This is a genomic window from Litchfieldia alkalitelluris, assembly GCF_002019645.1.
In the GTDB taxonomy this organism is placed as follows: domain Bacteria; phylum Bacillota; class Bacilli; order Bacillales; family Bacillaceae_L; genus Litchfieldia; species Litchfieldia alkalitelluris.
This window is the reverse complement of sequence record NZ_KV917374.1, coordinates 246555-261486: the sequence shown is the minus strand read 5'-3', so window position 1 is coordinate 261486 and position 14932 is coordinate 246555. Positions and strand designations below refer to the sequence as shown.

4 protein-coding genes, 9 tRNA genes and 5 rRNA genes are annotated in these 14932 nt (G+C 47.1%); all 18 read left to right on the top strand.

Annotation, left to right across the window (positions count from 1 at the left end):
- The first annotated feature begins 2 nt into the window (after positions 1–2).
- Positions 3–527 carry a 2-amino-4-hydroxy-6-hydroxymethyldihydropteridine diphosphokinase gene (gene folK, locus BK579_RS01360; protein WP_268876444.1) on the top strand — a complete coding sequence of 175 codons (525 nt, stop codon included), beginning with the start codon at positions 3–5 and terminating at the stop codon, positions 525–527.
- Entirely contained in the window at positions 479–691 is a 213-nt protein-coding gene (locus tag BK579_RS01355) for a helix-turn-helix domain-containing protein (protein WP_078543179.1), read from the top strand. The genes folK and BK579_RS01355 overlap by 49 nt, the downstream gene beginning before the upstream one ends.
- 18 nt (positions 692–709) lie before the next feature.
- On the top strand, positions 710–1711 hold the full coding sequence (gene dusB, locus BK579_RS01350; protein WP_078543178.1) for a tRNA dihydrouridine synthase DusB: 1002 nt from the start codon (positions 710–712) through the stop codon (positions 1709–1711).
- Positions 1712–1994: 283 nt separating this feature from the next.
- On the top strand, positions 1995–3479 hold the full coding sequence (lysS, locus tag BK579_RS01345) for a lysine--tRNA ligase (RefSeq protein WP_078543177.1): 1485 nt from the start codon (positions 1995–1997) through the stop codon (positions 3477–3479).
- Between the two features lie 656 nt (positions 3480–4135).
- Positions 4136–5704: ribosomal RNA gene (locus tag BK579_RS01340) — 16S ribosomal RNA — on the top strand.
- A gap of 179 nt (positions 5705–5883) precedes the next feature.
- Positions 5884–8837: ribosomal RNA gene (locus BK579_RS01335) — 23S ribosomal RNA — on the top strand.
- Positions 8838–8936: 99 nt separating this feature from the next.
- Positions 8937–9052 (top strand): 5S ribosomal RNA (gene rrf / locus BK579_RS01330).
- Positions 9053–9063: 11 nt separating this feature from the next.
- Positions 9064–9139 (top strand) — tRNA-Val (locus tag BK579_RS01325).
- Between the two features lie 16 nt (positions 9140–9155).
- A tRNA-Thr gene (locus BK579_RS01320) sits at positions 9156–9231 on the top strand.
- 208 nt (positions 9232–9439) lie between these two features.
- Positions 9440–9515: transfer RNA gene (locus tag BK579_RS01315), tRNA-Lys, on the top strand.
- A 34-nt stretch (positions 9516–9549) separates the two neighbouring features.
- A tRNA-Leu gene (locus BK579_RS01310) sits at positions 9550–9630 on the top strand.
- Positions 9631–9634: 4 nt separating this feature from the next.
- Positions 9635–9709, top strand: a tRNA-Gly gene (locus tag BK579_RS01305).
- A gap of 11 nt (positions 9710–9720) precedes the next feature.
- A tRNA-Leu gene (locus BK579_RS01300) sits at positions 9721–9809 on the top strand.
- Positions 9810–9873: 64 nt separating this feature from the next.
- Positions 9874–9950, top strand: a tRNA-Arg gene (locus tag BK579_RS01295).
- 8 nt (positions 9951–9958) lie between these two features.
- Positions 9959–10035, top strand: a tRNA-Pro gene (locus tag BK579_RS01290).
- Between the two features lie 12 nt (positions 10036–10047).
- Positions 10048–10123, top strand: a tRNA-Ala gene (locus BK579_RS01285).
- 83 nt (positions 10124–10206) lie between these two features.
- Positions 10207–11775 (top strand): 16S ribosomal RNA (locus tag BK579_RS01280).
- A gap of 179 nt (positions 11776–11954) precedes the next feature.
- A 23S ribosomal RNA gene (locus BK579_RS01275) occupies positions 11955–14908 on the top strand.
- The 16S, 23S and 5S rRNA genes sit together here with 9 tRNA genes alongside, the layout of an rRNA operon.
- Positions 14909–14932 lie beyond the last annotated feature (24 nt).

Sequence of the window (14932 nt, the reverse complement as noted above, 5' to 3'; positions counted from 1 at the left end):
GGGTGAATACGGCATATCTATCTATAGGGTCGAACATGGGTAACCGTTATAACTTTATAAAGGAAGCGGTTGAACAGCTTGATTGTCATTTAAAAATTGAAGTGACAGCAACCTCATCAATTTATGAAACTGATCCAATTGGGTTTACTGATCAAGAACCATTTTTAAACATGGTAATAAAAGTTAATACCCCGTTAAGTCCACATGAATTACTACTTGAGACACAAAAGATAGAGAATAATCTTGGTAGAAAAAGGGGGATTAGATGGGGCCCTAGAACATTAGACCTTGACATTTTGTTATTTAATAACGAAAATATTGAAACAGAGAAATTAATTATTCCCCATCCACGGATGCATGAGCGTTCTTTTGTTCTTGTGCCGTTAATGGAGATTGACCAACATATAAAATTACCAACTACAAAGATGCTAATATCTTTAATTTTAGAAGGTTTACCGGACAGAGAAGGAGTACGTATATGGAAGCGGAAAAGTGGGGAAGACGGATTAGGGCGTTTCGAAAGCTAAAAGGTTATACTCAAGAAGGCTTTGCGAAGGACCTAGGTGTTTCCGTGTCTATTTTGGGTGAAGTTGAGCGAGGCAACCGTGTCCCAAGTGAAAGTTTTATCAAAGAGGTTTCGGACATTTTAAATATCCCAATAACTGAGTTAACACCAAAAAATAATGATTAAACTTTAAGGGGGGTTACTATGTTAAAAATCGGCGATATTCAAATGAAGAACCAAGTTGTATTAGCGCCAATGGCAGGTGTATGTAACTCAGCATTCCGCCTAACAGTAAAAGAATTCGGTGCAGGTCTAGTGTGTGCTGAAATGGTAAGTGACAAAGCGATTCTTTATAATAACGCAAAAACAATGGGAATGCTTTATATAGATGAACAAGAAAAACCACTAAGCCTTCAGATTTTTGGTGGCGAAAAAGAAACGCTTGTAGAAGCTGCAAAGTTTGTAGATAAAAACACAACAGCTGATATCATCGATATTAACATGGGTTGCCCAGTACCGAAAATCACAAAGTGTGATGCCGGTGCGAAGTGGTTACTTGATCCAAATAAAATTTATGAAATGGTTTCTGCTGTCGTAGATGCAGTAGATAAACCAGTAACTGTAAAAATGAGAATGGGCTGGGATGAGGAGCATATTTTTGCTATTCAAAACGCACAAGCAGTAGAGCGAGCGGGTGGAAAAGCTGTTGCGCTTCATGGTCGAACGCGTGTTCAGATGTATGAAGGACATGCAAATTGGGATATCATTAAAGAAGTAAAGCAAGCTGTAAAAATTCCTGTTATCGGTAACGGGGATGTTCAAACGCCACAAGATGCAAAGCGTATGCTTGATGAAACAGGTGTAGATGGCGTGATGATAGGTCGTGCAGCTTTAGGAAACCCATGGATGATATATCAAACAGTAAAATTTCTTGAAACTGGGGAATTAATGCCTGAACCTGGTGTGAAAGAAAAAATCGATGTTTGTATCTTACATTTAGATCGTTTAATTGATTTGAAAAGTGAGCATATCGCAGTAAGAGAAATGAGAAAGCATGCTGCTTGGTACCTTAAAGGAATCAGAGGTAATGCAATAGTACGTAATAAAGTAAATGAATGTAACACAAGGCAAGATTTAGTTACATTATTAACGGACTTTGTAGAAGAAATTGAACAAAAGCAACAAAGTAATAGTCAGGTAGTATAATTCTATTAAAATAGTTCAGGCTAATGCGAAATGCTTGGCAGTCAAGGCGCTAGTCGTTGTGAGGTTTGGGTTTACCTTGTTGGTAATGATCATGAAACAATGATACCTAACGAAAAAATCCGAGTGTTTTTTAACAGCCTACTGATTGCTGCCGGTTGATTACTGGCAGTTTTTCTGTTTATATAGTTAAGGGAAGACTATAAATCTTGATTAAAAGACAACTATTATGTAAACACAAGATATTACATACTTAATAATAATAATAATAAAGTGGAGTGATCTTATGAGTCATGAAGAATTAAATGACCAGTTTTTAGTTAGACGGGAAAAGTTAAACGCATATCGTGAAAAAGGGTTAGATCCGTTCGGAAAACGTTTTGATCGTACTCATACTTCTCAGGAGTTAGTCAATCTATATGACGAACTTTCAAAGGAAGAGTTAGACGAAAAAACAATTACTGTAACGATCGCTGGTCGTATTAAAACAAAGCGAGGAAAAGGGAAAGCTGGTTTCACTCATATCCAAGACCTGACTGGGCAAATTCAATTGTATATTCGCCAAGATGCAGTAGGTGAAGAGCAGTATGATGTATTTAATACTGCAGATTTAGGTGACATTGTCGGTGTAACTGGAAATGTCTTTAAAACAAAAGTTGGAGAACTATCTATTAAAGTAGAGTCATTTGAGTTACTATCAAAATCATTACGCCCTCTTCCAGAGAAGTTCCATGGACTAAAAGATGTGGAGCAACGTTATCGTCAACGTTATCTTGATTTAATTATGAATCCGGAAAGCAAAGATACTTTTATCATGCGAAGTAGAATCATTCGTTCAATGCGCAGATACTTAGATGATCATGGATATTTAGAAGTTGAAACACCGATGATGCATTCTATTCCTGGGGGAGCTTCCGCTCGTCCATTCATCACACATCATAATGCTTTAGACATACCTCTATTTATGAGAATTGCAATTGAGCTACATTTAAAGCGCCTAATTGTAGGGGGGCTAGAAAAAGTTTATGAAATTGGACGAGTGTTCCGAAATGAGGGTGTTTCAACAAGACATAACCCTGAATTTACAATGATTGAGCTTTATGAAGCTTATGCAGATTATAAGGATATCATGAGCTTAACTGAGAACCTCATTGCACATATTGCTGAAGAAGTTCTTGGTACGACAACTGTTCAATACGGTGAATATGAAGTCGATCTAAAGCCAGAATGGACAAGACTGCATATGGTTGATGCAATCAAAGAATATACAGGGGTAGATTTTTGGAAGCGAATGAGTATCGAAGAAGCAAGAGAGCTTGCTAAAGAAAATGGCGTAGAAATTAATAATAATATGCAATATGGACATATTGTAAATGAATTCTTTGAACAAAAGGTTGAGGAAAAACTAATTCAGCCAACCTTTATTTTTGGACATCCTGTAGAGATTTCACCGCTAGCTAAGAAAAATCCAGAAGATGAGCGCTTTACAGATCGCTTTGAATTGTTCATTGTTGCGAGAGAGCATGCAAACGCATTTACTGAATTGAATGATCCTATTGATCAGCGTCAGAGATTTGAAGCTCAATTGCAAGAAAGAGAACAAGGAAATGATGAAGCACATATGATGGACGAAGATTTCATTGAAGCATTAGAATATGGGATGCCTCCTACTGGTGGACTTGGAATTGGTATTGATCGTTTAGTGATGTTGCTTACTAATTCTCCATCTATTAGGGATGTATTGTTATTTCCACAAATGCGTAATAGATAATACTGTTAATGAGGACGTCAAATTGGCGTCCTTTTTATTTGTTTAGGCTAAGGTAATGGTAATGAGGAACTATGTCCATTGCTGAATGGACGAGTTTTCGAGCACTATGATGGCTACACTCAAAATAACTTAGGTTGTGGAGTTCCATTCGCTGCGATTCACTTGCTTTCCGCGGGGTGGTCCGTGAGCCTCCTCGTTGCCAGGGGCGGGCTCCCGGGGTCTCACGAGACCACTAGATCCCGCAGGAGTCAAGTGGTTCTCCGCTCATTCCACACTAGGTGAATGCACTATTTTCATACTCCGTGGTGCAATACTTATTCACATGGTAGCCTAACCAGAATTTAAATAACAGAATGCCTAGTATTAGAAATTAAGATTAGGCTTAAGAGAGGATGTTCTAATCGTCGATGTGAAAGTTTTCTTAAAAAACTATTGCAATGATATTACTATAGTGATATATTAATAAACGTCGCTTCTGAAGAAAACATTTTTCGAGAAAAGTTCTTCAAAAAATATGTTGACTTCAAAAACGGTAAATGATATTATAATAAAGCTGCTTAGGTAAGCAGGACAAGTTCTTTGAAAACTGAACACAATAAACAAGCGTCAACGTTTAATCTAGTTTTAAAATTTTTATTTGAGCAATCAAATATCTCTTATTGGAGAGTTTGATCCTGGCTCAGGATGAACGCTGGCGGCGTGCCTAATACATGCAAGTCGAGCGGATTAAAGGAAGCTTGCTTCCTTTAATTAGCGGCGGACGGGTGAGTAACACGTGGGCAACCTGCCTGTAAGACTGGGATAACTTCGGGAAACCGGAGCTAATACCGGATAATATAAAGAACCTCATGGTTCTCTATTAAAAGATGGTTTCGGCTATCACTTACAGATGGGCCCGCGGCGCATTAGCTAGTTGGTGAGGTAACGGCTCACCAAGGCAACGATGCGTAGCCGACCTGAGAGGGTGATCGGCCACACTGGGACTGAGACACGGCCCAGACTCCTACGGGAGGCAGCAGTAGGGAATCTTCCGCAATGGACGAAAGTCTGACGGAGCAACGCCGCGTGAACGATGAAGGCCTTCGGGTCGTAAAGTTCTGTTGTTAAGGAAGAACAAGTACGAGAGTAACTGCTCGTACCTTGACGGTACTTAACCAGAAAGCCACGGCTAACTACGTGCCAGCAGCCGCGGTAATACGTAGGTGGCAAGCGTTATCCGGAATTATTGGGCGTAAAGCGCTCGCAGGCGGTCTTTTAAGTCTGATGTGAAAGCCCCCGGCTCAACCGGGGAGGGTCATTGGAAACTGGGAGACTTGAGTGCAGAAGAGGAGAGTGGAATTCCACGTGTAGCGGTGAAATGCGTAGAGATGTGGAGGAACACCAGTGGCGAAGGCGACTCTCTGGTCTGTAACTGACGCTGAGGAGCGAAAGCGTGGGGAGCGAACAGGATTAGATACCCTGGTAGTCCACGCCGTAAACGATGAGTGCTAAGTGTTAGGGGGTTTCCGCCCCTTAGTGCTGCAGCAAACGCATTAAGCACTCCGCCTGGGGAGTACGGTCGCAAGACTGAAACTCAAAGGAATTGACGGGGGCCCGCACAAGCGGTGGAGCATGTGGTTTAATTCGAAGCAACGCGAAGAACCTTACCAGGTCTTGACATCCCTATGACCGCTCTAGAGATAGAGTTTTCCCTTCGGGGACAAAGGTGACAGGTGGTGCATGGTTGTCGTCAGCTCGTGTCGTGAGATGTTGGGTTAAGTCCCGCAACGAGCGCAACCCTTGATCTTAGTTGCCAGCATTCAGTTGGGCACTCTAAGGTGACTGCCGGTGACAAACCGGAGGAAGGTGGGGATGACGTCAAATCATCATGCCCCTTATGACCTGGGCTACACACGTGCTACAATGGATGGTACAAAGGGCAGCAAAACCGCGAGGTTAAGCGAATCCCATAAAACCATTCTCAGTTCGGATTGCAGGCTGCAACTCGCCTGCATGAAGCTGGAATCGCTAGTAATCGCGGATCAGCATGCCGCGGTGAATACGTTCCCGGGCCTTGTACACACCGCCCGTCACACCACGAGAGTTTGTAACACCCGAAGTCGGTGGGGTAACCTAAGATGAAACTTGTTTCATCTAGGAGCCAGCCGCCTAAGGTGGGACAGATGATTGGGGTGAAGTCGTAACAAGGTAGCCGTATCGGAAGGTGCGGCTGGATCACCTCCTTTCTAAGGAAACTGAATCTCTTATGAGATTCATAAAAAGACGCTTGATTTATTGTGGTCAGTTTTGAAGGAACTTTCCTTCTATTAGAATTCGTACCTTGAAAACTAGATAACGTAACAAGACATTCATTAAGAATTAAAACCAAAGTAATAAACTGTAAAGTTTTTACGACTTTAACTTAGGTTAAGTTAGTAAGGGCGCACGGTGGATGCCTTGGCACTAGGAGCCGATGAAGGACGGGACTAACACCGATATGCTTCGGGGAGCTGTAAGTAAGCTTTGATCCGAAGATTTCCGAATGGGGAAACCCACTGCTCGTAATGGAGTAGTATCTCTACCTGAATTCATAGGGTAGTTGAAGGTAAACCCGGGGAACTGAAACATCTAAGTACCCGGAGGAAGAGAAAGCAAACGCGATTTCCTGAGTAGCGGCGAGCGAAACGGAAAATAGCCCAAACCAAGAGGCTTGCCTCTTGGGGTTGTAGGACACTCTGTACGGAGTTACAAAAGAACGAGGTAGATGAAGTGATCTGGAAAGATCAGCCACAGAAGGTAACAGCCCTGTAGTCGAAACTTCGTTCTCTCTAGAGTGGATCCTGAGTACGGCGGGACACGAGAAATCCCGTCGGAAGCAGGGAGGACCATCTCCCAAGGCTAAATACTCCCTAGTGACCGATAGTGAACCAGTACCGTGAGGGAAAGGTGAAAAGCACCCCGGAAGGGGAGTGAAAGAGATCCTGAAACCGTGTGCCTACAAGTAGTCAGAGCCCTATGATTTTTCCTTCGGAAAATATCAGGGTGATGGCGTGCCTTTTGTAGAATGAACCGGCGAGTTACGATCACGTGCAAGGTTAAGTTGATAAGACGGAGCCGCAGCGAAAGCGAGTCTTAAGTAGGGCGCATGAGTACGTGGTTGTAGACCCGAAACCAGGTGATCTACCCATGTCCAGGGTGAAGTTCAGGTAACACTGAATGGAGGCCCGAACCCACGCACGTTGAAAAGTGCGGGGATGAGGTGTGGGTAGCGGAGAAATTCCAATCGAACTTGGAGATAGCTGGTTCTCTCCGAAATAGCTTTAGGGCTAGCCTTGAATTTAGAGTCTTGGAGGTAGAGCACTGATTGGACTAGGGGCCCCCAACGGGTTACCGAATTCAGTCAAACTCCGAATGCCAAAGACTTATATTCAGGAGTCAGACTGCGAGTGATAAGATCCGTAGTCAAGAGGGAAACAGCCCAGACCACCAGCTAAGGTCCCAAAGTATACGTTAAGTGGAAAAGGATGTGGAGTTGCCCAGACAACCAGGATGTTGGCTTAGAAGCAGCCACCATTTAAAGAGTGCGTAATAGCTCACTGGTCGAGTGACTCTGCGCCGAAAATGTACCGGGGCTAAACGTATCACCGAAGCTGTGGATTGTTCTTTTAGAACAATGGTAGGAGAGCGTTCTAAGTGCAGTGAAGTCAGACCGGAAGGACTGGTGGAGCGCTTAGAAGTGAGAATGCCGGTATGAGTAGCGAAAGAGGGGTGAGAATCCCCTCCACCGTATGCCTAAGGTTTCCTGAGGAAGGCTCGTCCGCTCAGGGTAAGTCGGGACCTAAGCCGAGGCCGAAAGGCGTAGGCGATGGACAACAGGTTGAAATTCCTGTACCACCTCCTCACCGTTTGAGCAATGGGGGGACGCAGAAGGATAGGGTAAGCGCGCTGTTGGATATGCGCGTCCAAGCAGTAAGGCTGATTCGTAGGCAAATCCGCGAATCGTTAAGGCTGAGCTGTGATGGCGAGGGAAATAAAGTACCGAAGTTCCTGATTTCACACTGCCAAGAAAAGCCTCTAGCGAGGTGAGAGGTGCCCGTACCGCAAACCGACACAGGTAGGCGAGGAGAGAATCCTAAGGTGTTCGAGAGAACTCTCGTTAAGGAACTCGGCAAAATGACCCCGTAACTTCGGGAGAAGGGGTGCTTATTAGGGTGAATAGCCCTGATAAGCCGCAGTGAATAGGCCCAGGCGACTGTTTAGCAAAAACACAGGTCTCTGCGAAGCCGCAAGGCGAAGTATAGGGGCTGACACCTGCCCGGTGCTGGAAGGTTAAGAGGAGAGGTTATCGCAAGAGAAGCTTTGAATCGAAGCCCCAGTAAACGGCGGCCGTAACTATAACGGTCCTAAGGTAGCGAAATTCCTTGTCGGGTAAGTTCCGACCCGCACGAAAGGTGTAACGATCTGGGCACTGTCTCAACGAGAGACTCGGTGAAATTATAGTACCTGTGAAGATGCAGGTTACCCGCGACAGGACGGAAAGACCCCGTGGAGCTTTACTGTAGCCTGATATTGAATTTTGGTACAGCTTGTACAGGATAGGTAGGAGCCTTAGAAGCCGGAGCGCCAGCTTCGGTGGAGGCGTCGGTGGGATACTACCCTGGCTGTATTGAAATTCTAACCCACATGCCTAAATCGGCATGGGAGACAGTGTCAGGTGGGCAGTTTGACTGGGGCGGTCGCCTCCTAAAATGTAACGGAGGCGCCCAAAGGTTCCCTCAGAATGGTTGGAAATCATTCGTAGAGTGTAAAGGCACAAGGGAGCTTGACTGCGAGACCTACAAGTCGAGCAGGGACGAAAGTCGGGCTTAGTGATCCGGTGGTTCCGCATGGAAGGGCCATCGCTCAACGGATAAAAGCTACCCCGGGGATAACAGGCTTATCTCCCCCAAGAGTCCACATCGACGGGGAGGTTTGGCACCTCGATGTCGGCTCATCGCATCCTGGGGCTGTAGTCGGTCCCAAGGGTTGGGCTGTTCGCCCATTAAAGCGGTACGCGAGCTGGGTTCAGAACGTCGTGAGACAGTTCGGTCCCTATCCGTCGTGGGCGTAGGAAATTTGAGAGGAGCTGTCCTTAGTACGAGAGGACCGGGATGGACACACCGCTGGTGTACCAGTTGTTCTGCCAAGGGCATCGCTGGGTAGCTATGTGTGGAAGGGATAAGTGCTGAAAGCATCTAAGCATGAAGCCCCCCTCAAGATGAGATTTCCCATAGCGCAAGCTAGTAAGATCCCTCGAAGATGACGAGGTTGATAGGTCAGAGGTGGAAGCGCGGTGACGTGTGTAGCTGACTGATACTAATCGATCGAGGACTTAACCAAATAATTAATGAATGTCTGAACGTTATCTAGTTTTGAAGGAATGAATTTCCTATTGCAAAATGTATGAAATACATTATAATAGAATTTGTTGCTTTATTGTCTAGTGATGATGGCGAAGAGGTCACACCCGTTCCCATACCGAACACGGAAGTTAAGCTCTTCAGCGCCGATGGTAGTTGGGGGATTCCCCCTGTGAGAGTAGGACGTCGCTAGGCAGTTTTTAAATGGAGGATTAGCTCAGCTGGGAGAGCACCTGCCTTACAAGCAGGGGGTCGGCGGTTCGATCCCGTCATCCTCCACCATATAAAACTATGAATTGCCGGTGTAGCTCAGTTGGTAGAGCAACTGACTTGTAATCAGTAGGTCGTGGGTTCGACTCCTATCGCCGGCACCATTTTTAAAACCGATTATCTTTTCAAAATTAACTATTTTGAGCCATTAGCTCAGTCGGTAGAGCACGTTTGAATAAGCTTCCTTGAGATACTACAGCGTACTACTCGAGCTGCTTCATGAATGACTTCCTGAGAGTAGGACGTCAACTAGATGCTCTTTTTAAGAAATCGTGAATAACCGAGAATAAACTCAAAGTATATTTTCATTTTGAGCCATTAGCTCAGTCGGTAGAGCATCTGACTTTTAATCAGAGGGTCGAAGGTTCGAGTCCTTCATGGCTCACCATTTTTTTGCAAAATAGCAAAAAAACTCATAATATGCGGGTGTGGCGGAATTGGCAGACGCGCTAGACTTAGGATCTAGTGTCTTTGACGTGGGGGTTCGAGTCCCTTCACCCGCATTATGCGGAAGTAGTTCAGTGGTAGAACACCACCTTGCCAAGGTGGGGGTCGCGGGTTCGAATCCCGTCTTCCGCTCCAAGCTACATTTTGCCGGGGTGGCGGAACTGGCAGACGCACAGGACTTAAAATCCTGCGGTAGGTGACTACCGTACCGGTTCGATTCCGGTCCTCGGCACCAAAGATTTTTGCTTTAGCAAAATATCTTTCTATGGCTAATTAATTTATAATTTAGCTGATATGATGCGCCCGTAGCTCAATTGGATAGAGCGTCTGACTACGGATCAGAAGGTTATGGGTTCGACTCCTGTCGGGCGCGCCATATTTTTACGGGAAGTAGCTCAGCTTGGTAGAGCACTTGGTTTGGGACCAAGGGGTCGCAGGTTCGAATCCTGTCTTCCCGACCACTATTTCATTTTGGGGCCTTAGCTCAGCTGGGAGAGCGCCTGCCTTGCACGCAGGAGGTCAGCGGTTCGATCCCGCTAGGCTCCACCAAAGTTCTTTGAAAACTGAACACAATAAACAAGCGTCAACGTTTAATCTAGCTTTAAATTTTTATTTGAGCAATCAAATATCTCTTATTGGAGAGTTTGATCCTGGCTCAGGATGAACGCTGGCGGCGTGCCTAATACATGCAAGTCGAGCGGATTAAAGGAAGCTTGCTTCCTTTAATTAGCGGCGGACGGGTGAGTAACACGTGGGCAACCTGCCTGTAAGACTGGGATAACTTCGGGAAACCGGAGCTAATACCGGATAATATAAAGAACCTCATGGTTCTCTATTAAAAGATGGTTTCGGCTATCACTTACAGATGGGCCCGCGGCGCATTAGCTAGTTGGTGAGGTAACGGCTCACCAAGGCAACGATGCGTAGCCGACCTGAGAGGGTGATCGGCCACACTGGGACTGAGACACGGCCCAGACTCCTACGGGAGGCAGCAGTAGGGAATCTTCCGCAATGGACGAAAGTCTGACGGAGCAACGCCGCGTGAACGATGAAGGCCTTCGGGTCGTAAAGTTCTGTTGTTAAGGAAGAACAAGTACGAGAGTAACTGCTCGTACCTTGACGGTACTTAACCAGAAAGCCACGGCTAACTACGTGCCAGCAGCCGCGGTAATACGTAGGTGGCAAGCGTTATCCGGAATTATTGGGCGTAAAGCGCTCGCAGGCGGTCTTTTAAGTCTGATGTGAAAGCCCCCGGCTCAACCGGGGAGGGTCATTGGAAACTGGGAGACTTGAGTGCAGAAGAGGAGAGTGGAATTCCACGTGTAGCGGTGAAATGCGTAGAGATGTGGAGGAACACCAGTGGCGAAGGCGACTCTCTGGTCTGTAACTGACGCTGAGGAGCGAAAGCGTGGGGAGCGAACAGGATTAGATACCCTGGTAGTCCACGCCGTAAACGATGAGTGCTAAGTGTTAGAGGGTTTCCGCCCTTTAGTGCTGCAGCAAACGCATTAAGCACTCCGCCTGGGGAGTACGGTCGCAAGACTGAAACTCAAAGGAATTGACGGGGGCCCGCACAAGCGGTGGAGCATGTGGTTTAATTCGAAGCAACGCGAAGAACCTTACCAGGTCTTGACATCCCTATGACCGCTCTAGAGATAGAGTTTTCCCTTCGGGGACAAAGGTGACAGGTGGTGCATGGTTGTCGTCAGCTCGTGTCGTGAGATGTTGGGTTAAGTCCCGCAACGAGCGCAACCCTTGATCTTAGTTGCCAGCATTCAGTTGGGCACTCTAAGGTGACTGCCGGTGACAAACCGGAGGAAGGTGGGGATGACGTCAAATCATCATGCCCCTTATGACCTGGGCTACACACGTGCTACAATGGATGGTACAAAGGGCAGCAAAACCGCGAGGTTAAGCGAATCCCATAAAACCATTCTCAGTTCGGATTGCAGGCTGCAACTCGCCTGCATGAAGCTGGAATCGCTAGTAATCGCGGATCAGCATGCCGCGGTGAATACGTTCCCGGGCCTTGTACACACCGCCCGTCACACCACGAGAGTTTGTAACACCCGAAGTCGGTGGGGTAACCTAAGATGAAACTTGTTTCATCTAGGAGCCAGCCGCCTAAGGTGGGACAGATGATTGGGGTGAAGTCGTAACAAGGTAGCCGTATCGGAAGGTGCGGCTGGATCACCTCCTTTCTAAGGAAACTGAATCTCTTATGAGATTCATAAAAAGACGCTTGATTTATTGTGGTCAGTTTTGAAGGAACTTTCCTTCTATTAGAATTCGTACCTTGAAAACTAGATAACGTAACAAGACATTCATTAAGAATTAAAACCAAAGTAATAAACTGTAAAGTTTTTACGACTTTAACTTAGGTTAAGTTAGTAAGGGCGCACGGTGGATGCCTTGGCACTAGGAGCCGATGAAGGACGGGACTAACACCGATATGCTTCGGGGAGCTGTAAGTAAGCTTTGATCCGAAGATTTCCGAATGGGGAAACCCACTGCTCGTAATGGAGTAGTATCTCTACCTGAATTCATAGGGTAGTTGAAGGTAAACCCGGGGAACTGAAACATCTAAGTACCCGGAGGAAGAGAAAGCAAACGCGATTTCCTGAGTAGCGGCGAGCGAAACGGAAAATAGCCCAAACCAAGAGGCTTGCCTCTTGGGGTTGTAGGACACTCTGTACGGAGTTACAAAAGAACGAGGTAGATGAAGTGATCTGGAAAGATCAGCCACAGAAGGTAACAGCCCTGTAGTCGAAACTTCGTTCTCTCTAGAGTGGATCCTGAGTACGGCGGGACACGAGAAATCCCGTCGGAAGCAGGGAGGACCATCTCCCAAGGCTAAATACTCCCTAGTGACCGATAGTGAACCAGTACCGTGAGGGAAAGGTGAAAAGCACCCCGGAAGGGGAGTGAAAGAGATCCTGAAACCGTGTGCCTACAAGTAGTCAGAGCCCTATGATTTTTCCTTCGGAAAATATCAGGGTGATGGCGTGCCTTTTGTAGAATGAACCGGCGAGTTACGATCACGTGCAAGGTTAAGTTGATAAGACGGAGCCGCAGCGAAAGCGAGTCTTAAGTAGGGCGCATGAGTACGTGGTTGTAGACCCGAAACCAGGTGATCTACCCATGTCCAGGGTGAAGTTCAGGTAACACTGAATGGAGGCCCGAACCCACGCACGTTGAAAAGTGCGGGGATGAGGTGTGGGTAGCGGAGAAATTCCAATCGAACTTGGAGATAGCTGGTTCTCTCCGAAATAGCTTTAGGGCTAGCCTTGAATTTAGAGTCTTGGAGGTAGAGCACTGATTGGACTAGGGGCCCCCAACGGGTTACCGAATTCAGTCAAACTCCGAATGCCAAAGACTTATATTCAGGAGTCAGACTGCGAGTGATAAGATCCGTAGTCAAGAGGGAAACAGCCCAGACCACCAGCTAAGGTCCCAAAGTATACGTTAAGTGGAAAAGGATGTGGAGTTGCCCAGACAACCAGGATGTTGGCTTAGAAGCAGCCACCATTTAAAGAGTGCGTAATAGCTCACTGGTCGAGTGACTCTGCGCCGAAAATGTACCGGGGCTAAACGTATCACCGAAGCTGTGGATTGTTCTTTTAGAACAATGGTAGGAGAGCGTTCTAAGTGCAGTGAAGTCAGACCGGAAGGACTGGTGGAGCGCTTAGAAGTGAGAATGCCGGTATGAGTAGCGAAAGAGGGGTGAGAATCCCCTCCACCGTATGCCTAAGGTTTCCTGAGGAAGGCTCGTCCGCTCAGGGTAAGTCGGGACCTAAGCCGAGGCCGAAAGGCGTAGGCGATGGACAACAGGTTGAAATTCCTGTACCACCTCCTCACCGTTTGAGCAATGGGGGGACGCAGAAGGATAGGGTAAGCGCGCTGTTGGATATGCGCGTCCAAGCAGTAAGGCTGATTCGTAGGCAAATCCGCGAATCGTTAAGGCTGAGCTGTGATGGCGAGGGAAATAAAGTACCGAAGTTCCTGATTTCACACTGCCAAGAAAAGCCTCTAGCGAGGTGAGAGGTGCCCGTACCGCAAACCGACACAGGTAGGCGAGGAGAGAATCCTAAGGTGTTCGAGAGAACTCTCGTTAAGGAACTCGGCAAAATGACCCCGTAACTTCGGGAGAAGGGGTGCTTATTAGGGTGAATAGCCCTGATAAGCCGCAGTGAATAGGCCCAGGCGACTGTTTAGCAAAAACACAGGTCTCTGCGAAGCCGCAAGGCGAAGTATAGGGGCTGACACCTGCCCGGTGCTGGAAGGTTAAGAGGAGAGGTTATCGCAAGAGAAGCTTTGAATCGAAGCCCCAGTAAACGGCGGCCGTAACTATAACGGTCCTAAGGTAGCGAAATTCCTTGTCGGGTAAGTTCCGACCCGCACGAAAGGTGTAACGATCTGGGCACTGTCTCAACGAGAGACTCGGTGAAATTATAGTACCTGTGAAGATGCAGGTTACCCGCGACAGGACGGAAAGACCCCGTGGAGCTTTACTGTAGCCTGATATTGAATTTTGGTACAGCTTGTACAGGATAGGTAGGAGCCTTAGAAGCCGGAGCGCCAGCTTCGGTGGAGGCGTCGGTGGGATACTACCCTGGCTGTATTGAAATTCTAACCCACATGCCTAAATCGGCATGGGAGACAGTGTCAGGTGGGCAGTTTGACTGGGGCGGTCGCCTCCTAAAATGTAACGGAGGCGCCCAAAGGTTCCCTCAGAATGGTTGGAAATCATTCGTAGAGTGTAAAGGCACAAGGGAGCTTGACTGCGAGACCTACAAGTCGAGCAGGGACGAAAGTCGGGCTTAGTGATCCGGTGGTTCCGCATGGAAGGGCCATCGCTCAACGGATAAAAGCTACCCCGGGGATAACAGGCTTATCTCCCCCAAGAGTCCACATCGACGGGGAGGTTTGGCACCTCGATGTCGGCTCATCGCATCCTGGGGCTGTAGTCGGTCCCAAGGGTTGGGCTGTTCGCCCATTAAAGCGGTACGCGAGCTGGGTTCAGAACGTCGTGAGACAGTTCGGTCCCTATCCGTCGTGGGCGTAGGAAATTTGAGAGGAGCTGTCCTTAGTACGAGAGGACCGGGATGGACACACCGCTGGTGTACCAGTTGTTCTGCCAAGGGCATCGCTGGGTAGCTATGTGTGGACGGGATAAGTGCTGAAAGCATCTAAGCATGAAGCCCCCCTCAAGATGAGATTTCCCATAGCGCAAGCTAGTAAGATCCCTCGAAGATGACGAGGTTGATAGGTCAGAGGTGGAAGCGCGGTGACGTGTGTAGCTGACTGATACTAATCGATCGAGGACTTAACCAAATAATTAATGAATGTCTGAACGTT